This window comes from Tissierella praeacuta DSM 18095, assembly GCF_900128955.1.
GTDB classification, from domain to species: domain Bacteria; phylum Bacillota; class Clostridia; order Tissierellales; family Tissierellaceae; genus Tissierella; species Tissierella praeacuta.
Genome location: NZ_FQTY01000011.1, coordinates 1 through 20,526, shown reverse-complemented (window position 1 = coordinate 20,526; position 20,526 = coordinate 1). Strand labels below are relative to the sequence as shown.

The 20,526-nt window shown below is 29.5% G+C and carries 21 protein-coding genes, 2 pseudogenes and 1 other annotated feature; of the genes and pseudogenes, 2 read left to right on the top strand and 21 right to left on the bottom strand.

Annotation, left to right across the window (positions count from 1 at the left end; all coding sequences use genetic code 11):
* Positions 1 to 103: 103 nt before the first annotated feature.
* Complete coding sequence (locus BUB33_RS10905) at positions 104 to 1,111, top strand: helix-turn-helix transcriptional regulator (protein ID WP_072976296.1); 1,008 nt, start codon at positions 104 to 106, stop codon at positions 1,109 to 1,111.
* Between the two features lie 57 nt (positions 1,112 to 1,168).
* Here the strand turns inward: BUB33_RS10905 and BUB33_RS10900 are convergent, their stop codons facing one another.
* The 7 genes from BUB33_RS10900 to BUB33_RS10870 form a co-directional block, all read right to left on the bottom strand.
* The gene (locus BUB33_RS10900) at positions 1,169 to 1,948 is read right to left on the bottom strand and encodes a class I SAM-dependent methyltransferase (RefSeq protein WP_072976295.1); all 780 of its coding nucleotides are present in this window, start codon (positions 1,946 to 1,948) and stop codon (positions 1,169 to 1,171) included.
* Between the two features lie 54 nt (positions 1,949 to 2,002).
* A complete protein-coding gene (locus BUB33_RS10895; RefSeq protein WP_072976294.1) occupies positions 2,003 to 3,712 on the bottom strand; it encodes an ABC transporter ATP-binding protein in 1,710 nt (569 codons plus the stop codon).
* Positions 3,705 to 5,438: an ABC transporter ATP-binding protein gene (locus BUB33_RS10890; protein WP_072976293.1), complete on the bottom strand. Its 1,734-nt coding sequence runs from the start codon at positions 5,436 to 5,438 to the stop codon at positions 3,705 to 3,707. The genes BUB33_RS10895 and BUB33_RS10890 overlap by 8 nt, the downstream gene beginning before the upstream one ends.
* A 121-nt stretch (positions 5,439 to 5,559) precedes the next feature.
* Positions 5,560 to 6,735: an ABC transporter substrate-binding protein gene (locus BUB33_RS10885; RefSeq protein ID WP_072976292.1), complete on the bottom strand. Its 1,176-nt coding sequence runs from the start codon at positions 6,733 to 6,735 to the stop codon at positions 5,560 to 5,562.
* Between the two features lie 17 nt (positions 6,736 to 6,752).
* Positions 6,753 to 7,523: an ABC transporter ATP-binding protein gene (locus BUB33_RS10880; RefSeq protein WP_072976291.1), complete on the bottom strand. Its 771-nt coding sequence runs from the start codon at positions 7,521 to 7,523 to the stop codon at positions 6,753 to 6,755.
* Position 7,524: 1 nt separating this feature from the next.
* Positions 7,525 to 8,508, bottom strand: coding sequence for a FecCD family ABC transporter permease (locus BUB33_RS10875; RefSeq protein WP_072976290.1), 984 nt, complete (start codon positions 8,506 to 8,508; stop codon positions 7,525 to 7,527).
* A 169-nt stretch (positions 8,509 to 8,677) separates the two neighbouring features.
* A complete protein-coding gene (locus tag BUB33_RS10870) occupies positions 8,678 to 9,250 on the bottom strand; it encodes a TetR/AcrR family transcriptional regulator (RefSeq protein WP_072976289.1) in 573 nt (190 codons plus the stop codon).
* Between the two features lie 321 nt (positions 9,251 to 9,571).
* Here BUB33_RS10870 and BUB33_RS10865 point away from each other — a divergent pair, with 321 nt between their 5' ends.
* A complete protein-coding gene (locus BUB33_RS10865) occupies positions 9,572 to 9,811 on the top strand; it encodes a substrate-binding domain-containing protein (RefSeq protein WP_072976288.1) in 240 nt (79 codons plus the stop codon).
* Between the two features lie 148 nt (positions 9,812 to 9,959).
* On the opposite strand, the pseudogene tnpA reads toward BUB33_RS10865, so the two are convergent.
* The 14 genes and pseudogenes from tnpA to BUB33_RS10795 form a co-directional block, all read right to left on the bottom strand.
* Positions 9,960 to 10,268, bottom strand: a pseudogene (tnpA, locus tag BUB33_RS10860) (IS200/IS605 family transposase).
* Positions 10,269 to 10,524: 256 nt separating this feature from the next.
* Positions 10,525 to 10,857 carry a hypothetical protein gene (locus tag BUB33_RS10855; protein ID WP_200778200.1) on the bottom strand — a complete coding sequence of 111 codons (333 nt, stop codon included), beginning with the start codon at positions 10,855 to 10,857 and terminating at the stop codon, positions 10,525 to 10,527.
* Between the two features lie 470 nt (positions 10,858 to 11,327).
* Positions 11,328 to 12,604: pseudogene (gene brnQ / locus BUB33_RS16615) on the bottom strand (branched-chain amino acid transport system II carrier protein).
* A 176-nt stretch (positions 12,605 to 12,780) separates the two neighbouring features.
* Positions 12,781 to 13,039 (bottom strand) — a binding site (T-box leader).
* A 180-nt stretch (positions 13,040 to 13,219) separates the two neighbouring features.
* Positions 13,220 to 13,378, bottom strand: a complete 159-nt coding sequence (locus BUB33_RS16085) for a hypothetical protein (protein WP_159429188.1) — start codon at positions 13,376 to 13,378, stop codon at positions 13,220 to 13,222.
* The gene (locus tag BUB33_RS16610; protein WP_234950037.1) at positions 13,362 to 14,087 is read right to left on the bottom strand and encodes a hypothetical protein; all 726 of its coding nucleotides are present in this window, start codon (positions 14,085 to 14,087) and stop codon (positions 13,362 to 13,364) included. The genes BUB33_RS16085 and BUB33_RS16610 overlap by 17 nt, the downstream gene beginning before the upstream one ends.
* Before the next feature lie 313 nt (positions 14,088 to 14,400).
* Positions 14,401 to 14,859 carry a hypothetical protein gene (locus tag BUB33_RS10840; RefSeq protein WP_072976287.1) on the bottom strand — a complete coding sequence of 153 codons (459 nt, stop codon included), beginning with the start codon at positions 14,857 to 14,859 and terminating at the stop codon, positions 14,401 to 14,403.
* Between the two features lie 920 nt (positions 14,860 to 15,779).
* Entirely contained in the window at positions 15,780 to 16,004 is a 225-nt protein-coding gene (locus BUB33_RS10830) for a hypothetical protein (RefSeq protein WP_072976285.1), read from the bottom strand.
* A 122-nt stretch (positions 16,005 to 16,126) separates the two neighbouring features.
* A complete protein-coding gene (locus BUB33_RS10825; RefSeq protein ID WP_159429187.1) occupies positions 16,127 to 16,870 on the bottom strand; it encodes a tetratricopeptide repeat protein in 744 nt (247 codons plus the stop codon).
* Between the two features lie 190 nt (positions 16,871 to 17,060).
* Entirely contained in the window at positions 17,061 to 17,540 is a 480-nt protein-coding gene (locus tag BUB33_RS10820) for a hypothetical protein (RefSeq protein ID WP_072976283.1), read from the bottom strand.
* Positions 17,541 to 17,777: 237 nt separating this feature from the next.
* Complete coding sequence (locus tag BUB33_RS10815) at positions 17,778 to 18,203, bottom strand: hypothetical protein (RefSeq protein ID WP_072976282.1); 426 nt, start codon at positions 18,201 to 18,203, stop codon at positions 17,778 to 17,780.
* A 25-nt stretch (positions 18,204 to 18,228) separates the two neighbouring features.
* A complete protein-coding gene (locus BUB33_RS10810; protein WP_072976281.1) occupies positions 18,229 to 18,933 on the bottom strand; it encodes a hypothetical protein in 705 nt (234 codons plus the stop codon).
* A 71-nt stretch (positions 18,934 to 19,004) separates the two neighbouring features.
* Positions 19,005 to 19,367 carry a DUF3139 domain-containing protein gene (locus BUB33_RS10805; RefSeq protein WP_072976280.1) on the bottom strand — a complete coding sequence of 121 codons (363 nt, stop codon included), beginning with the start codon at positions 19,365 to 19,367 and terminating at the stop codon, positions 19,005 to 19,007.
* A gap of 219 nt (positions 19,368 to 19,586) precedes the next feature.
* Positions 19,587 to 19,880, bottom strand: coding sequence for a hypothetical protein (locus BUB33_RS10800; protein WP_072976279.1), 294 nt, complete (start codon positions 19,878 to 19,880; stop codon positions 19,587 to 19,589).
* Between the two features lie 395 nt (positions 19,881 to 20,275).
* Positions 20,276 to 20,526, bottom strand: a 251-nt coding sequence (locus BUB33_RS10795; protein ID WP_143154898.1) for an IS3 family transposase, incomplete at its 5' end; no start/stop codon positions are given.

The following is a 20,526-nucleotide window of genomic DNA, read 5'->3' as shown; positions in this document are numbered from 1 at the left end:
ATTACAAGAGATTGTACCATTTAATAAATAATGATACAATATTTATACGAGTTCTTTGTCTAATCGGAATAATGTCTAAAAGGAATATTAGGAGGGTTTTCTTATGAATTTATATAAAGATTTAATAAAAGATATGGGTTTAAACCCATGCATAGATAATTGTAAATATTGCCAAGTCGGTCATGCATTTTGCACTGAAAATGAAGAGTTTGAGGGTATTTACTGGTTTTATGAAACAGATGAATTTATTATTGAAATCCACGATTTTTTTATAAAAAAAGAAAGAGTTGTAGCCTCTTTTCCCCACATTGGTAATTTAATATCCTTTTATTCTTCATATCTTATAACTGCAAATGGAGAAAGTTTCAATCCTTATGAAACACTGTTTTCTAACTCTTTGTATGTTATAGATACAAGTGCAGCTCAGCAAAACTACAAATTTTTACTACATGGAAATTTCCCATATCTAAGTGTTGGGATTGGTTTTAAAAAAAAGATGATAAAAGAGCATCTATCTTGTATAAAGAATAAGAAGAATGTAAATTTTTCAAATGTGTTTTTTGAGACAAAATCTCTTATATCTACGGCAATTGAAAAGCTAGCCCTATCAATTTTAAACTGTAAAATGACTTCTCCTGCTGCTGAGATGTTTTTTGAAGCAAAAGCCAAAGAATGGCTAAGTATAACTATAAATGCATTTTTAAGCAAAGAAAACAAAAAAATTCCCTATGATGATAATATAGCTATTGAAAATGTAGCCCATTACTTAGATGATCACTACGCTTTAGATGTCCCTCAAGAAATATTAGAAAAAATTGCTATGATGAGTGGTACTAAATTGAAAAAACTATTTAAACAAAAATATCAAATGACTATTACTGAATATTCTCAGAGAAAACGAATGAACATTGCAGAAACCCTACTTTTAAATACAAGTCTAGAAATAAAAGATGTTGCAAAATCAGTAGGATATTCCTCCCATAGCAAATTTACCACATATTATAAAAAGTACAAAGGTATTTGTCCTAAAGATGTAAGAGACATAGCTAAAAAACATAAGGATTATCTCCCTCGCTCATGTAATACCAAGTTTAGAGATTTGGATAAATAAAAAAGTGATTTTATATTCCTTAACTTTGGAATATAAAATCACTTTTTTAGTATTAGTCTAAATTTGTGTTTTATCTAAAAAATTACATCTAGCAATTTTATTTATAAACTTATTAATCTCCACACTTACAAAATTAAAAATTCCAGAAGCAATTATTAAATCATAATCCTTCCCTATATCGTCTACATTAAAATCACCTTCTAAAACAGAAATATAATTTTCCATATTATTTTGTTTAATTATTTTTTTAGTTGTAAGGGCAACTTCAGGGGTTTCAAATACATAGGCTACACTATTGGGGAAATTTTTTACAAATTCAATAGCCAATACTCCAGAACCTCCACCTAAATCCAACACTTTATATGACATACATGGATTAGAAAATATTTGCTTAATCTCTATATTAAAATCATAAACTCTTCCAGTTGCATACATTTCATGATGTACAACTTTAGCAAGTTCTGAAAAGTTATATGTCTTATCTTCCTTTGTAAATCCATACCTAACCCTTTTCTCTATTCCCAAAATAGATCCCATTTCTTCTCTAAATAAAATAGCTTGTCCTATATATTTTTTACTATTTTTAGAAAGATATACTTTACTTGCCACAGTATTACAGTATATCAAATCATTTTTTTCTATATATCCACAGGATGAAAGTGCCATTAAAAAAATATTAAGATTTTCTCTATTGTAATTTGTAATTTTTGTAATTTCTTCTAATGTAATTGGTTTGTCCAAATAGGAAAAAATATCTAATTTTATAGCTTCAAATAGAATCTGTGCTTCTCTATATTGTAAAATGGTTTTATAATAAATATTTGGCGTAATATTCATATTTGCACTCCTATCTTTATATAAAATTTAAAAATAAACACTATTTTATCTTACCTAAACACCATACTGGGCTCTCCATAGTTGGGTATAGTACCCTCCCTTTTCCAAAAGTTCTCCATGTTTTCCTTTCTCAAGTAAGTTTCCTTTTTTAAACACAAGGATTTGATCTGCTCTTTGAATTGTTTTTAGATGATGAGCTACGACAAGTACTGTCCTGTTTTTAGCAAGTTCAGTAATGGCATCTTGTATTAAAGACTCATTGACAGGATCAACATTGCTTGTCATTTCATCAAGAATTAAAATCGGTGCATCCTTCAAAAATGCCCTTGCAATGGATATTCTCTGTCTTTGTCCTCCTGATAATATCCCTCCGTTTTCTCCAATATCTGTCTCATAACCATCAGGCAAACTCATAATAAAGTCATGTATCCTTGCTTTTTTTGAGGCTTCTATTATTTCTTCTTTTGTCGCTCCCTTTTTCCCTACTCTAATATTCTCTTCAATGGTATTATCAAATAGTTGAACATTCTGCATAACAATACTGATACGATCCAAAAGCTCGTCATATGGAATATCTCTTATGTCAATACCGCCAAGTGTAATACTTCCACCCTTTACATCATAGAATCTTAAAAGCAAATTCGTTATTGTAGTTTTTCCGCTTCCAGACTCTCCTACAAGAGCCGTCACCTGTTTTTCCTCAATATTAAAATTTAGATTTTCCATTTTAAATTCATCTTCTTCATAGGAAAACTCAATATTTTTAAATGATATATGGTTTTGTCTTGGAACAATGCCATCTACCTTATCTGGTATTACATCTGCATGCAAAATTCTCCCTAATCTCTCATAAGAATCTACTGCTGAAACATAGTACATATAGTGGGTTTCCATAGAAGCAAAAGGCTTATAAAATTCTTTAGAAACTACAGCCATAATCATAAATCCTAATACGTCAATACTGCCTATTAATGCCATTATGCCACCTGATAGTAAAAGAACCAAATATCCTAAATCAATCAAAAATCCAAAAATGGAAAGCTGCTTTGCTTTAAATTTAGATGCTGCCTTGCTTGTCTCGCCAAACTTTTTTGTTTTTTCTAAAAGGTCATTATCCAAACTTTTATTATTAGAAAAACTTTTCAATACAGGAATACCTCTTATATACTCAACAAATAAACTTACCATATCAGCTAAGGCAGAATTGTTTTCATTTTCTACTTTTTTAGCCTGTTTAATTGTATAGAGTAAATATCCTAAAGCAATAGGAATAGATGCAAACATAATAAGAGCCAACCTTATGTTCAAAAGTGCAAGTCCTATTAATACTACAAAAGAAATAAGGAAATCCCCAAACATTCGTGGCCACATATGACCTACTACCATAGACATATTATCCACATCTTTGTGGAGAATAGTGTTTAATTCACCTAACCTTTCATTAGTATAAAAACCTAAACTAAAAAGTTTTAGTTTTATAATCATTTTTTCTCTGATTTGCTGTACAATATCAAATCCTGCTTCATGTTTCTTTAAATCAGCTATCATATTACAGCTTCCTTTAAATACAACTAAACTTATTAGCAAGATAAATTCTCCATAGAGTTTTTTTAACTCTGTTCCATCGGAAATTTTAAAGAGAATTGAAAAAACAGTAAGTAACATTCCTACGGAACTTAATCCATAAAAGGAGAAGAATAAAGCTGAAATAAATACATCTCTTTTCCCTTTTTTACTGGAAAACCCTAGTAATTCTTTAAACATATTCTCCCTCCTTTAAGTCCCATCTATCTACTTTGTTTTGAGCCTCTACCATATCCTTATAAAACTTACATCTTTCCATCAATTCTTCATGAGTACCTGCATCAAGGACAAGTCCTTTATCCATAACGATAATTTGATCTGAATTTCTTATGGTATTTAAGTGATGAGCAATAGTAATAACAGTTTTATCTTTACTCAAATTATCAATAGCTTCACCTATGAGCCTTTCATTTTCACTGTCTACAGCTGCCATGGCTTCATCTAAAATTAAGATAGGTGCATCTTTAAGTATCATTCTAGCAATGGATATTCTTTGTTTTTCTCCCCCTGATAGCTTAACCCCCATTTCTCCAACCTTAGTGTTATATCCATTGGGAAGGGAAGAAATAAAATCATGACACCTTGCTTTCTTGGCAGCTTCTATAACCTCTTCCTTAGAAGCCCCAACTTTACCAATGGCGATATTCTCAAATATACTTAAATTAAATAATATAACCTCTTGCTGAACGCTTCCTACAAGGTTTGAGATACTATCTCCATTATATTGTGAAATATCTTTCCCTGAAATTGTTAATTCTCCAGAATCTACATCCCAAAATCCCATTATAAGACTTGCAAGGGTGCTTTTCCCACAACCACTGGCTCCTACAAGAGCATTTAAAGTATTTTCTTTAAACTTCAAGTTAATATCTTTTAAAGCAAAGCCATCCTTTTCATATTCAAAACTTACATTTTTAAACTCTATATCACCCATTTTAAGATTTTCATTTACTTTTTCTTTTGGAAAAGAAACTCCCAGCACTTTACTAATGCTCTTTAGTTTTTCTGTAAAGACAATAGAGAAGTGATGAAGTGTAGCAGTCTTGCTTATAGCAGATACAAATACTGAAGATAAAATAATAGATAGTATAAATTTAGCTACCGATATTTTCCTATTTAATAATAAAATACTTCCAAGAATCATAACCAGAACTACTCCTATTTCCATAAAAATATCAATAAGCCCCATAGGAATAGTTACAGCACCCATACTCTTCTTCAAATCATATATATATGTTCTTGCAGATTCTAAAGTTTCACCACTAAATTCCTCCTCCTTTGCAAAAGCTTTGATAACGGCAATGTTTTTTACATACTCCATCATATCTTCACGCATTTTCATTTCTCTTGCAAAATATATTTGAAATCTCTTTTCCATAGCCTTGGCTGACATAATCCTCACCAAGTACATTAAAGGCACGCCAGCAACCATTATAAAGGCTAGTCTATAATCTATAAGCAGCATTGCTATAAAGACTAAGATTGGAAGAAGTGTTGCTAACATAATTTCAGGAAGCCCATGGGCTAAATATACTTCCACCTGCTCAACATCATGCTGAATAATATTTGTAAGTTCTCCTGTACTATGTTTCTTAAAAAAACCTAAATCTAATTTCTTTAAATGTTCTATTATAGCAAACCTTAATTCCGTAAGCTTGCTATAGGCTCTATCGTGAGCAACTTTAGTTGCAAGATAGTTAAAAATCTCTTTTAAGGTATAGGAGATTAGCATACTAAAAATAATAGTCTTAAAATAATCTGCTGTTAGTCCTCCATTAAATAGTTTGCTTATTAATAACACCAATAACACTTGCGGCACTAAATCAAATATTATTTTAAGAGCAAGTAATGTGTTGGATAAAACATTTTTTCCTATTGTATATTGTCTTAACTCTTTTTCATTCATAATTTACCTCCATAAATAATATATTATTGAATTTATATTCATTTTTGGCTTTTAACTTAAGGGGGCTTTAACCCCCATTTAAGTTAAACCTTGTTTATGTTTCATTTTTATCATTTCCAATTTACTTCTTTATGGGGTCAAGAATCAGTTCTTGTAAACTATCATCTATTTCAACACCAAACATTTTCTTATAATAATCTTTCATATACTGTTTGAAGAAAGTCTCTTCAATTGTATCTGGGTAATTTTTCATAGTCATCCAAACAATTGTTAAGGGACCCTCCAAGCCTGCTGCTCCCCAGTTATATGCTCCTTGAGGAAAATCATAGACCTTTCCATTTTTAACTGCACTGGTTTCCCTCCAATCTTGCCCTTTAATTTTCCCTTGTAAATAATAGTCTGCATCTCTACCTTGATAGTCATATACTATATCAGGATCCCAAGAATATATATCTTCCATTGAAAGGAGGCTTTGTTGCATAGCGATCTTTTGGTGCATCGTAGCTTTATCATCATTCTTATATGCGACATTAAGGACTCCAGATTTCTCAAGGAAATCCGCATGGAATGAGTTTGTAGAAAGCATAACCAACTCCTCTCCATTGTTTTGATGAATTATAAGGGCAAATTTTTTCTCGTCTTCAGGTACTTTTTTTAATGCTTCTGCAACAATTTTTTCAGCTTTTTCCCACTCTTCATCTAAATCTGTTTCTCCTTTAAAATCAAAGATTTCTTTCATAAGATTATAAGCATTAACAGACCATTCTCTATTGTCAAAAGTATTTTGGAAAAAATCAATTACAGGAATATCTATATCTTCAAGTCCCTTTTTTTGAAAATCTCCATATACTAAAATAATATCAGGATTAATTTTTAATACTTCTTCTGTATTAGAATTAAATCCTTTAATAAACCCTGTTTCAATATGTTCTCTCTCAGGCAGCATAACATCGAGAAAATCTTTCCCTGATACTGTGTAAGCCAATGGATTTACTGCAACAAGTTTGTCTACATCCTTTACTAAAAGTGTATAATAAGAAAGTAAAGGGGGAGAAATAATCATAACCTTATTGATTTTATCGGCTGTGGGGATTTCCCACTCCTGACCAGTTAAATCTCTTATTTTTCTCATTCTATTGTCTGGATTTTCTTTTCCTGTGTTCACTTTTTCCCTTTGTTCAAGTTCTTGTGCTTTCTCCACTTCTTTTTGTGAATTCTCATTATTGTTTTTTAAACTACAACCTGTGAAAACATTCATGATTAAAATCAAACTTAATAAAATTGATATTTTTTTCATTTATACTCCCTCCATGTTTATATTTCTACCATCGTATATTGGGATATACCATATGGTTCTAAGTCAATTATTTTTGCCTTTATATTAAAATAGGTGCTAATACTTTCTTCTGTCAAAACTTCCTTTGTTTTTCCATAATTATGATTAGAATCTTTTCCTATTAAAAGTACTTTATCTGCTGCTTTCATTGCATTTGCAGGATTGTGGGTGTTTATTATGCAACAAATCTTTTCTTTTTTTGCAAGTTTCACAATTAGCTTTAAAATTTCAGACTGATTCTTAAGGTCTAAAAAAGATTCTGGTTCATCTAAGATAAGTATTTCTGGTTTTTGTACCAGGGCTCTTGCCAAATACATAAGCTGTAATTGTCCACCACTGGCTTGGGTGCAAATTTTGTTGTGTAAATGTGCAATTCCCATTTGTTCTAATGCTTTCATGGCATCTACTTTATCTTTTTTACTGGGAAGAGAGAAAATACCAATATCTCTAGCCCTTCCCATAAGAACCATATCTAAAAATGTATAGGGGAAATTTATTTTATTGTTTTGAGCAACATATGAAGTTTTTCCATGTTCTTGTAAGTTAGAAACTTTATGTCCATCTACAAAAATTTCACCTTTATTATATTTATTAATTCCCATAAGGCATTTTAAAAAAGTTGTCTTTCCAATGCCATTACGACCTAATATAGCTAGAATTTCAGACTTGTTTAGTTCAAAGTCTATATCTTTAAACAACTCTTTGTTCCTCTCATAACCAAAACTTATGCCTTTAACTACTAATCCCAATTTATTTTCCACCTCCATCAAATCTTTTGAAAACCAAAACAAAAATTGGGGCACCAACAATTGCTGTTAAAATACCAATAGGAATATCAGCCTCTGAAATACTTCTTGCTAAAAGATCCATGACTACCATGAATATCCCTCCAAATATTGCAGATGAGGGAATTAAATTTTTGTTATCTGCCCCAAAGAACTGTCTCATCAAATTTGGGACTATCATTCCAACCCAACCAATTATGCCTGACACCATTACACAAGATGCACTTATTAGTGTGCAAGCGAAGATAATTATAAATCTATTATTTCTTGGATTTATACCAAGATAAAAAGCTTCATCATCTCCCAAAGATAAGATATTTAACCTAAATCTCATCATTATTAATATAACAGTTCCAAATAAAATTGGAATTCCTGCTACAATTATTTTATAGAAGCTTGCTCCTATAAAACTTCCCATAAGCCAATATGTTATAGCTGGTAAAGCTTGATCAGTATCAGCTACAAGTTTTAAAAATGATAAAAGAGCACTAAAAAACGAACCAACAATTATCCCCGATAGAATTAATGTGATTGTCTGTCTACTCTTTTGAATCTGACTTATTGTATAAGTCAAAACTACTGCCACAATTCCAAAAATGAACGCAGTTACTATTAAAGCTTTTGTACTTCCTGAAAAAAACAAAATTGCAAAAGCAGCTCCAAAGGCAGCCCCATTGCTTACTCCTAAAATATCAGGACTAGCAAGTCTGTTTTGAAACATACTTTGAAATGCAGCACCTGAAATTGAAAGTCCAGCCCCTACAATTAAACTAAGTATGAATCTAGGAAGTCTTATGCTTAATATAACCTTTTCTACATGTTGAGGCAGATTCTCTCTTTTAATAAGAGAAATAATATTAGAAGTTGAAACTTCAAATCTACCTATTACAATTGATATGTATAAAAGCAGTAAAGCTAAAATACATGAAAAAACATAAAACAACTTCATTCTTTTTTCTATGATTCATCATCTCCTTTCAAAATTGAATAATATTGAATTAAAATTCAATATTGCTTTATAAAGTTAGGTTTCACTAAATAGCGAAACCTTGTTTTTTCTAAATATATACTTTAATTAAATGTCTCTATTACAGTATTTAGATGCTTATTATTTTTATCTATAATGATTCTACACCAGTAAAATAACATTTATTAAGTACAAAAAGCATGTCCTTTGCCCAATTATCATCCTGATAGTGCCTAGCAATTTCCATAATCCCTTCAACATAGTTATTAGCTAAGATATGTGAGAGCATAGGGTCATGTTTATTATTTGAATAGCGTTTGAAACCTTCTTCTATATGCTGTCCCAATCTATTTACCCAAATTTCTTTTGCTTTCTCATGTTTTGTTCCTGCACTTTTATCTATTAAAATAATAAGTTTAATTCTGTCTTCTAATATCCTTGGAAGGTGCTTGGCACCACCTTGATTAAATCTTTCAGAAGGACTGCCTGTTTCCAATTTTTCCTCATCTTCCATTATTTTAATGATTCTATCAAGAATCCCCTTGACTACTTCATCAAATAAAGATGCTTTGTTTTTAAAATATGTGTAAATAAGTGCAACGGGAATACCAGCTTCCTCTGCAATTTCTGTTAGCTTAGCGCTTCTATAGTCTTTTTCATAAAAGACTTTTTGTGCAGACTCAAGTATTCTGTTTCTAACTTCTTCTTTTAAAACTTGTGCCATTTCATATCCCCACTTTTATATTGAATTCTAATTTAATATTAAACCACTATTCATTTTTTGTCAAGAATATATATTAATGAAAAAATAGTTGTTTCACTTATATTACAAATTCTAAAATCTTTTTAAAATATTTAACTCTTCTTCTGTCATTGTATTGTCAATTAATCGCAACCATATCCAATAATAACCTAATTCCAATAGTACTTACACCTACCCATTTATATACACCCTTAGAAAATCATTCTTCGTTGGTAAAAGTTTCTCTTAAATTTAAAACATCCTCGTAGGATTTATTTAGTATCATTCTTGCATATTCTAGTGATGCATTTTAATGCTTTTCCCAACTATAGACTGGAAATGAATCCAAATTTTATTGTATTCCAGCATAATTATGATATGTCTAAAGCCTTTGTTGAAAGCTTAAAATCTTCTTCTGTGTGGCAGTCTATAGACGCAATGAAAAATGGGCGTATTTATTATTTTGATGAAAATATGAACAGCTATGGTCCACTAACATTCAACCTTGCTTCAGATAAGCTGCTTGAAATATATTCAAAGTAATAAATAAATATAATCATGACCACCCGTAAAGCAGGTAGTTTGCTCTAGCCCTATAAGGGCATAGTACTTGCTGTGTCTCAAAACACATTGAAAGGTCTGCCAACCACTTTATTCTCTCAAGCAGCCCCTAAATGGGATTTGCTTGTATCTAGTTTTTTATTTTTTCCCCAGTAAACGGGTCTACAAACTCTTTCATGCTTAATTGGTCATATGCTATATCCTCTTGTAATTGTTTCTTTATATACTTTTGGTAGAATAGTTACTAGAATATGTATATGGTCTTTACATGCCTCTGATTCTATTATTTCTACTCCTTTATATTCACACATAACTGTCTTAATATCTTGCCAATATCTGTTTTTATCTTGCCATAGATTATTTGTCTTCTATACTTCGGTGCAAAGACTATGTGATATTTACAATCCCATTTGTTATGTGATAAACTATTATTATCCATTATGGATGCCTCCTTTGATTAAGTTTGGTTGGTCAGACCTAACTTTATTATATCAAAGGAGGTTTCTTTTTTCTGTTCACCCCTAAAAGCTCTTTGGAACCACCCGCTTAGCGGGTGGTATTCATAAACAACAAAGGGATAAAACCTATAGTCTCATCCCTCACATTTTGGAATATTTGGTTACAGGCATTACCCATGCCTTCCAGTGGTACTAATACTATATTTTACGCTATCTTTTCTGGTACATTATCAAAATCTACATGAGGTCGATAACTCCCCTTGGAGTTAAAAAGTAAGTTCCCCAATGCTCACCAGATGATTCTAAATCAAGTGATACGATTCCAAGTCCTATATGTCCAGTATTTCGTCCTCTTATTATAGCTGGAACTTCAACAAACTCATAAGTATAACTGTCAAGATAATCTGTCTTATAAACTTCTATAAAGATGTCATGCATCTTCTTTAATATATCTTTAGCATAGCTATGATCTGTTGAATCACAGGATATATCAAGTTCTTTAAAATCTACTGTTATAAGCAATACATTTAAATGCTCAATATACTTTTTCTGTAAATCTTTGTTTTCCATAGTTCCACCTCTATTTTCCTTTTTATCTTTATTTTGCTTCGTCCTTTAACTAATCTAACTAAAGTTATACTCCAACGGCAATAATTTACTACCTATTAGACCAGTGTAACCGATACCCTTTTCTTTTTCATAACCGCTGTCTACATTACATCCTTTCTTAGGTTCAATATTTATCTTCCATGGTTAATTCATTGATAAATTCAATATGATTGAAAATCAATCCACTAATAAATCCTCATATTATGCAAACAGTAACATATACTTTATCCTTGTTACTGATCCTACAATTTGTAGTCATAATAATCTACTATCTGTTCATATATGAACTATTTAAACTGCTAAAATAAAGGGCATAATACCACCCTTTTGTTGGTATGGTGACATTATGCCCAGACTTTTTCTGATGCTATGCATTATTCACTTTATAGGTAGTTTAAAAAGTGTTCCTGATTTTTAGTATTTATCTTTACCTATTCGGATTTCAGCATATATTTTTTCTTAACTCCTTTATTATTTAGGTTTCCGTAAACAAATCCAGCTATTGCACCAACAACAGCTGGGATAATCCAACCAAGTCCCTTTGAATAAAATGGTAGATTGTTAAGGATATTAACTTTTAGTCCAAATTGTCCTAATGCTTCTAGGATGCTGACAAAGGAAGTACATATCATAGTAAATAAATATACATAAGAATTTCCCTTGAAAAAATTATTTAAAAGTGTAATTACCATAAGAACAATTGCCATTGGATATATAGCAGTCAATGCAGGAACTGAAAATTTAAGTATTTGTGTCAATCCTACATTTGCAAATATCATACTTGATACAGAGAGTATTGTAATCAAAGTTCTATATGAAACCTTTGGCATCAACTTTGCAAAGTATTGACTACAGGAGGTTAAAAGTCCTACTGATGTTGTTAAACAAGCAAGGGAGAATATTACCCCTAGTAAAACTGATCCCTTTTGTCCAAATAAGTAAAATACTATATTTGTAAGTGTTTGAGCTCCATTTTCAGTAACTCCAAACCTTGTCTGTGAAACAGCTCCTAAATATGCAAGCATTCCATATATAATTGCTAATAGCAACCCTGCTATCATCCCTGCCTTTATTGTATTTGACACAAGTTTTTTTCTTCTGTTACTCCCATTTCCTTTAAAACAATAGAGATTACAATACCAAAATTAAGGGCTGCTATAGCATCCATTGTCATATATCCATCTAAAAATCCTTTAAGTAAAGGAAACTGTGCATAATCACCAATAGGTGCTACAAATACACCTATTGGTTTAAACAAACTAAATACAAATATACTTGCTATTAAAACCAATAATACTGGTGTTAAAACTTTCCCAAATCTATCTACGAGTTTTGATGGTGACATACATAACCAATAGGCTATCCCAAAATAAACTAAAGTGTATATAAATAATGGCAAACTACTTTCACCTACTGTATTTGATAAAAATGGTGAGATCCCCATTTCAAATGCTAAGCTTGCTGCTCTTGGTATACCTAAAAATGGTCCTATTGATAAATAAATTAAAACTGTAAAAGCAAAGGCAAACTTTGGATGCACACGACTTGCCAGTATATGAAGTCCACCAGCTTTAGCAACTACAGCAATTGCAAGTATTGGAAGACCAACAGCTGAAATTAAAAATCCTCCCATTGATATAATCATATTTGTTCCTGATAATTGTCCTAATTGAGGCGGAAATATTAAATTACCTGCACCAAAAAACATTGAAAATATCATTAAACTTACAAATAATAACTTCTTACTGTCCATTTTTTCCATTTTAAAAACCTCCAATTTGTTTTTTTCATATTATGATTACAGTTTATAATACCAATATCGCTTTCCATAATGTGCCTCCTCCTTTATTGATTATTCTTGTAAATAAAAAAACCCGTCCCCAAATAAGGGACGAGTTATACTCGCGTTACCACCCTAGTTCTATAAACTAAAATATAAAAAATTAATTTATAACACTCATCAGCGTACATTATAATACGTGTTCCTTTTAACGGTGGACTACCTACATTGCTTACTAAAATAAATTTCAGCTCTGCTTCTCAGAGATGATTTTCAACTAATCTTTGAACATTGGCTTTCAGCATAACACCAACTCTCTGCAGAACGATCAACTAGCCTACTCTTTCTCTTCATAGAATTTATATATTAACTTATTTTTTCTATATATTTTATATCACATATTATGTTCATTGTCAATAATTTGTTTATTCCCCTGAACTCATCGTTTAAGGAACAAAAACATACCTGCATATTCACTTATCACTTACTTTATTCTCAATTGTTTCAATCAGTGTTTTAAAATGTTTTGTTTGAAATTCATCTTTATGAAATACTAAGTATTATTACTCCCATCAACTCATCTCCTACCATTTCAACAGATAATTCATATTTTTCTACCTTTCCATTTACACTGTCGTGTTCATTGTAGTAATACATAATACCCCTATGGATTTCATCAGGTAACCTACAAATTATCATCATATTCAAAATGACCTGATTCTGAAATCATATATCTTCCATAACTTTCAACATCCTTAATGCCATCAAAGAGTTCAAATTCATACATAAAATCAGCTAATAAGAGGAACTCATCTATAGTTAAATAATTTATATAGTCCACAAGTCTTTCAAAATATTCTACATCTCCATCCATTTCCATAAATTTATCTGAGACTTTATTTAATGTATCCAGTTTTTCTAATTCTTCAGCTGCTACTGCCATTTTTTCGGTTAGATATAAATCCTTCCCTAGCTTATTAAAATCATTAAAGTTGTTTATTAGGCTATAACAGTGCAAATTAAAACTAAGATTTATTAATTCTGCCATGGATTTAGGTTCTTCTGCAAAGGCTATTGCATAGAACTTTTCTATTTCCCCTGTAGTAAAGCTATCAAATCTTTTCATTAAATAATTTAGTTCATCTATATTAGCATTTTTATCTGCTAGTATATTTAAAAATCTTTCATCCCTACTGTTTTCCACATAGCAATTTGGTTCTGTTGTCATTTCAATTCCTAAATCATTGCATACCTCCTGTAATTCTACTTCCTCCATAGGAAACCAATAGTCTTTTATTTTTCCAAAACATTCTTTTACTAAATCTTTATATCTACATCTATCCACATTGAACAGGATATCAGAATGAATGTATCCACCACAATCATTGCATATATTACTAATATTAATCATATTGAAATTGCAGTCTTTCCCACCTTCCTTACAATTAACATAATTGTTAATGACTATGCCACTTCTCCTTGATTGGAAATTAGGTGCCATAACCATCAGTTGGTCTATATTTAACCTAAACTTCGTCCTATGATTTCCCATATTAAATTTTTAATTTGTATAAAAAATAAATGTATCAGAATCTTTGACATCCTAATACATTTATAGTTTCCATTATTATATTATATATATTTTTTAGATTATTTCTTAACCATTAGATGAACATAATTATAAATGTTCTATATCTAGAAATTAAAGTTCACTATTTTTTACATTAGAAATCAGATTCATAATAATACCAATGATCTGCTATCTTTTCTGTATAATACCAGTTATCTCCACTCAATTCTTTCCATTGCCATCCTTTTCCCCTCTGGTTCAAGTTTTTAGGATATCCTTGGAATCCTATTGGCTTATCCTCGCTTATGTAATAAAAACCAATATAAGTTGTATTTGAAGCAATTCCATAACCATTGTAATAGAAGTCAATAAAAAATTCATTATCATCTAAAGGCCATTTCTTGATGTCTTTGACTTTTTCTAGTTCATAAATTTTATCATAGGTTCCATTTTGAATACATTCATTCAAAAAATCTAGATTATTATTTACTAACTTCTTAATTTCATATTTATTTCTATACCAGGTAAAATTTCTAAATGTAAATAATATTAGTATTACAAGAATACAAATAAAAAATCTCTTAGTCCACTTAGATCTTTTTATATCCCCCATCCTGATATCCTTCTCCAATCTAAATAATATTTGCTACACATCAATCTGCTAAGGTTCATTAATTTATCATAACTCTAGATCGATGCACTTATCTTTAAAATCCTGTCTTTTATTAAATTCATCTACTATGCTATTTTATATAATAAGTTCCCCAAAATTTCTTATATATTTATCTTTCTTAGAAATTTCATTTTGAAACTTCAACTTTTACTTGCTTCAATCAAATATATCTTTCATTCTCTTTTTTTAGTTCATATATTCTTTTTTCAAGGATGTATATCTTTTTCTTTATCCAACACAAACCATTTAGCCATTTGAAGTAAATTTTTATAATCCAAGATTGATAATACAAGTTTATCATTTTGAAATGAGAGTTTATATCATATAAATTTAATCACATCTTACCCAAAGCTATATTTATCAAGCAATTCAAAGTAGGTCTAGTGTAATGTACTATTATTATGGAAATTTATTCTATTAAGTAGATAATAATCCGCATCAGTAATGTTATATATAGGATGTAACCCATAGTATATTCCAATGATAAGACACTGTATAAAATATCGTATATCAATTACGATACCTATTTTATCTATACCAAAAGATTCAAGTTTGGAGGACGGCCAATATATAAAGCCTGATAAAAACATCTTCTTTAAAAAAGTTAAATAAAAAAGATACGTTAAAATGAATATCAAGGATATTATAATTACATGTGTACTCTTTTTAATACTACTCTTATTAATTAAACCAATAGGTTTATTAAATTTTTCACCTTCCATATAAGGTTTACCTAAAGGTATGCCTGGTTTGCCTAAAAGTATAATATAAAAAGCTAATGCAAAAACTATAGTCCATCAAGCTGTATTTTGGTAAGGATCAATACGATTAGGATATGTTATAAAAGTATCCAACCACCATCAAAAAATAAAATGACCAGAAATTAATACTATTAATAAAAACCTCCTTGATATTTTAATTATTTTTATTGCTCTTTTTCTTTCTTTAAACTCAAGCATCTTATTATAGATAAATAAGGATCTTTCATATTCATCTATAGGAAGTTCCCTTTCTAAAAGCGATTCACAATTAGGGCAAATATATTCGTCATCATAACAATAAAAATTACACTTCTTACAATTCATAGTTGTTCTCCTTTATTAACTTAATATAAATACCCCTAAAATAATTCTAGACCACTCCAGCACTATTTTTAAAATATTTAATTAAAAAATAAATTAATAACTATTTTTATTCTTGTCCCCTTCTATGAGCTATAATCAGCCTTAAGTTTATCCTTTGATAATTTACCAATATATAATCCATTAGCCTCTTTTGCTACTTTCTTATACTTTAAGTTTGCACTTTGGCAATTTCTTTCTTTTTCATCAATACAAGCTAAAACATAAAGAATTTCTAGTTCAAATCTCTTACTCATCTTATCTTTTGGATAGGAAGAAAATAATCTTCTACTAGCTTCATAATCACCTTCATAGAAATATTTATTAGCATCTAAAATAGCCCTTAGATGTTCAGCTCTCTTATTTTTTAATTGATATTTACTTGCTTCTTTATACATCTCCCTAGCCCTATCACAATCATCTAAATTATAATAAACTATCATAAGGGAAGTATAATAGCCAACTAGGGAATTATTTGTTTTTGGTAGTTGCTTAGGATCTACTTTATCTAAAAACTCCATAGTTTTATTATATTCTCCAAGACTCATATAAGCAAAGGCTAAGTCCATATTTAATAAGCTATTTAACTCCTTATTTTTTCCAGCATGTCTATAGGCCTTGTGAGTCTCTTCTATAAACTTTTCTGGATCCAATTCTTCTTCTAGAATGGAGTATCTTTTTCTCTGTTTAATATTCATATATAGAATATATCCTAGAGTAACTAGACCTATAGTTATAATTCCACCCTTTAAAAAAGACATTTTAAAAATATAATTTGTAATAAATGTAAATATTAGTGTTATAACTATAAGGATATATTTATTTACCATCATATTTTCTTCACCCTCTTTCTTATATTTTTGTTCTCTTATTAAACCATATGTAAGTTTTAAAGCTTTTTATCCTCCTTCTATTTATATTATGAATTTCTTTACTTTTTATAGCAATAAGAAAAACCCTTGACACCCCAAGTATTATTTTATCAAATAATTTTAAGAAACTTAGTTCATTTTAAAAATATCACTCTATCCATTCATCTAATACTTGTCCATCTATTGAAAATTCCATATAATAATGGTTTAATAATTTATATTTTGAATATGCATCTAATCTTGCTATAAATGTATCTGGATAGCCATCTTGATACATAAAATATGATTCAATATAAGCCATATTCTCCAATTTATAGTTTAATTCATCAATACATATATCTCTCATTTTTTCTTCATATTCATCTTTGCAATCAATCCTCCAGTTTTCATAATATCTTTTTAATCCATCTATTAAAAACTTTTTTAAATCAGATTGCTTTTCTATCCATTTTTGAAATTTTGTAATTTTAATGCTTTTAATATCTGAACCTTTCTGTAAGTTTCCTAAAAGGTATTCCTTAGAATATGATAGTATTTCTTGACATGTTTCATCATCTAAATTTATTAAACAATATATTATTATTATTCTAAAATCATCTAAGTCTTTTACTAGTTTAAAGTTAACCAATTGTATTTCTGTGTTTTTATAATTATTTAAAGAGTATTTTTTTATGTCCTATTTTGTTGGAGATAATGCTTAAACGAAGGTGACAAAGATATAGAAAAAAATAATCTTTCCTTCGCCTAAAAAAATTTTAGCAGATGAAATCATTCTCTAGTTTTGTTAGAAATATAAAAAGAACCTGATAGGCTCAGGTTCTAAAGATATATTTATAATTCTTCTTTTATCATTTTTATTGTTTCTTTATATTTGCTTAACAAAGGTTACCTTTGGATATTCCTCGGATATTATATCAATCATTAAATTTGTACCACATATAAAAAAGTGATATGTTTTTTCAGCTACAAGATAATTTTCTTCTCTAAATTTATTTAGATAATCTGAAGATTCACTTATATAAAAAGTCCATATCTCATTATTAGAATCCTCTTTAGTTTTCCACATCTCTGGTCTATAACTTTCATCAGTAACTGTATAAGAAATCACATAATCCCACACTAATTTTAAATTATATTCTGAACGTTTATCTTTCTCGAAATGATCTGGAACTAATAATACGACAAACCCTTCATCTCTCTCAAACCCTACATTTTCCATATCATAAACTTCATCAACATTTTGATGAGGAATCCATTTTTTGAAATTTTTATCAAAATTACTTTCAAACATATTTTTTATCACCTACTTAATATCGTTAATATCGAATTTTTATCTTATGCTTTCCCTTACCTTGGATTTCAAGAGTGGGTTTGTTTCCACTAACATTACTACTACCAGGTCTAACATTTATTTTAGTACCATCAGGTAACTGTCCAACTTTAGTTCCATTTGAATAAGTAGTAGTCTTTCCTTGATTTAATTTATTAAAATCTCGTTCAGCAGCTCTTTTACCCCCACTACCTTTATAAACATGCGTATCTCCACCTGTTTTACGATCTTTTATTTTTCCTTTCAAAACCTCTTTCACTCTTTCTTCAGTTTCTTTAACTTCTGCCCTTGCTATTAACCATGATTTAACTTTACTAGCAGTCTCAGAACTAACTTTATAAAGAGCAATACCACCTACTAAAATAGCTCCTCCTGTTACAACTACTTTACCAATTCCAGGAATCATCCAAGTCCCTGCCATTATAGTCATAACCTCATCCATAGTAATATTTGCAACCGATCTTACTTGAATATTATTTATAGGCCCTTCTAAAACATTTATATCAGAAGAAATTTTATAAATTTCTCCTTCATAGAACTCTAAAATTTCAATAAACTGTCTTTCACTAACCTTAGTACCATCTTCAAGGGTAATCACTAATTTTTCTTGTTCAACACCATCTGCAAAAACCCCTGTTGTAAAAGATAGCATCATTACAATTACCATAAGTAAACTAATTTTTCTTTTCATAAATTACCCCCCCTTTAATCATAATTGAAATAAGTTTGATATAATTAAATTATACTAAAAATGACTTACTTCTACTCAATTGGCGGATACTTTATATTTTCAACATCGCCTGACAATTCTACTGCTTCATTATATTTAGTATAAACATCACATCTTATTGCTTTGTAATTAGTCATATTTTTAATTGCATCTACTGAATACTTATAGTCATAAATAAAATCTGGATCATCTTTGTAAATGACTTCAATAAAATAACCACCTTGTTTATAATCTTTAAATATTCTTTTAGATTTTATATTTTCTTCAGTTGTTCCTTGAAGTTGGATATACTCATTAAATGTTTTTTTAGCTAAAAACCTTTGTATGAAATAAAAATACAATATATACATTATAATAAATATTATAATTAATAAAACTGGCAACTTTTTTCTCAAATTTAATCCTCCCCTTTAAATCAAGTATTATTTTTCAATACTTGTAATTAATTTTTTATATTAAATAGTTAATTACAAGTTTTAATTGAGATATCCTTTACACAATTATAAGGAATTAATACTACTAATAAAAATCTCAAGGTGAAAGAGAATATAAAAATTCTTAAAAACTAAAATAAGATTTTATATTTTCCATATTATTTCATCCAAGCATTCAATTTATTTAACAAAGGTTACCTTTGGATATTCATCGGATATTATATCAATTATAAAATTTGTTCCTCCTATAAAAAAATGATAAGTTTTCTCAGGGGCAAGTATGTTGTCTTTTAAAAAGTTTTGTAAGTACCCTGAAGATTCACTTATATAAAAAGTCCATACTTCATCTTGGTCAGATATCCATACATCTGGTCTATAGCTTTCTTGAGTTACCTGATAAGAAAGCACATCATCCCAAGTTAATTTAAGGAGATGATTAGAACGCTTATTATGTTCTAGATTATCTGGAACCAATAAAACTATGAACCCTTATCTTTCTGAAATCCGATCTTTGTTATATCATAAACTTCATCAACATCCTTGTGAGGAATCCATTTTTTAAAACTATTATTCTTCATATTCACGCCTCTACTTATATCTAATCTTTATTTTATGTTTCCCTTTTCCTTAAATTTCAAGTGTAACTCGTCCATCTTTACTATGAGAACGAACATTTATCTTTGTTCCATCTGGTAATTGCCAACTTTTGTTCCATTTGAATAAGTAGTAGTCTTTCCTTGATTTAACTTTATTAGTGGTCGTAGAACTAACTTTTTTCATTTGTTCTTACTATATCAACGAATGAAAAGAGTCTTTTGTGAACTGACCTTTGTCAAGTAGACAATCAATTTAATTAAAATTTATGCACATTAGGATGCATGGTTTCGATATTCTAAAGGAGCCATGCATCCTAATCCTTTTTGAAATCTTTTTTCATTGTAAAATTTTATATATTGAATTATTTTTTCCCTTAATTCTTCAAGTGTTTTAAACTTCTTACCGTAAAACATTTCAGTCTTTAATATACCAAAAAAACCTTCCATAGGACCATTATCTATACATTTACCAACTCTGGACATGCTTTGGGTCATTCCAGCTTCTTCAATCTTACTTTTGAAAA

Coding starts and splice junctions, on each gene's coding strand:
- BUB33_RS10905 (WP_072976296.1), top strand. CDS start 104: ATGAATTTATATAAAGATTTAATAAAAGATATGGGTTTAAACCCATGC.
- BUB33_RS10900 (WP_072976295.1), bottom strand. CDS start 1,948: ATGAATATTACGCCAAATATTTATTATAAAACCATTTTACAATATAGA.
- BUB33_RS10895 (WP_072976294.1), bottom strand. CDS start 3,712: ATGTTTAAAGAATTACTAGGGTTTTCCAGTAAAAAAGGGAAAAGAGAT.
- BUB33_RS10890 (WP_072976293.1), bottom strand. CDS start 5,438: ATGAATGAAAAAGAGTTAAGACAATATACAATAGGAAAAAATGTTTTA.
- BUB33_RS10885 (WP_072976292.1), bottom strand. CDS start 6,735: ATGAAAAAAATATCAATTTTATTAAGTTTGATTTTAATCATGAATGTT.
- BUB33_RS10875 (WP_072976290.1), bottom strand. CDS start 8,508: ATGAAGTTGTTTTATGTTTTTTCATGTATTTTAGCTTTACTGCTTTTA.
- BUB33_RS10870 (WP_072976289.1), bottom strand. CDS start 9,250: ATGGCACAAGTTTTAAAAGAAGAAGTTAGAAACAGAATACTTGAGTCT.
- BUB33_RS10865 (WP_072976288.1), top strand. CDS start 9,572: ATGCATTTTAATGCTTTTCCCAACTATAGACTGGAAATGAATCCAAAT.
- BUB33_RS10855 (WP_200778200.1), bottom strand. CDS start 10,857: ATGGAAAACAAAGATTTACAGAAAAAGTATATTGAGCATTTAAATGTA.
- BUB33_RS16085 (WP_159429188.1), bottom strand. CDS start 13,378: ATGATGATAATTTGTAGGTTACCTGATGAAATCCATAGGGGTATTATG.
- BUB33_RS16610 (WP_234950037.1), bottom strand. CDS start 14,087: ATGATTAATATTAGTAATATATGCAATGATTGTGGTGGATACATTCAT.
- BUB33_RS10840 (WP_072976287.1), bottom strand. CDS start 14,859: ATGGGGGATATAAAAAGATCTAAGTGGACTAAGAGATTTTTTATTTGT.
- BUB33_RS10830 (WP_072976285.1), bottom strand. CDS start 16,004: ATGAATTGTAAGAAGTGTAATTTTTATTGTTATGATGACGAATATATT.
- BUB33_RS10825 (WP_159429187.1), bottom strand. CDS start 16,870: ATGGTAAATAAATATATCCTTATAGTTATAACACTAATATTTACATTT.
- BUB33_RS10815 (WP_072976282.1), bottom strand. CDS start 18,203: ATGTTTGAAAGTAATTTTGATAAAAATTTCAAAAAATGGATTCCTCAT.
- BUB33_RS10810 (WP_072976281.1), bottom strand. CDS start 18,933: ATGAAAAGAAAAATTAGTTTACTTATGGTAATTGTAATGATGCTATCT.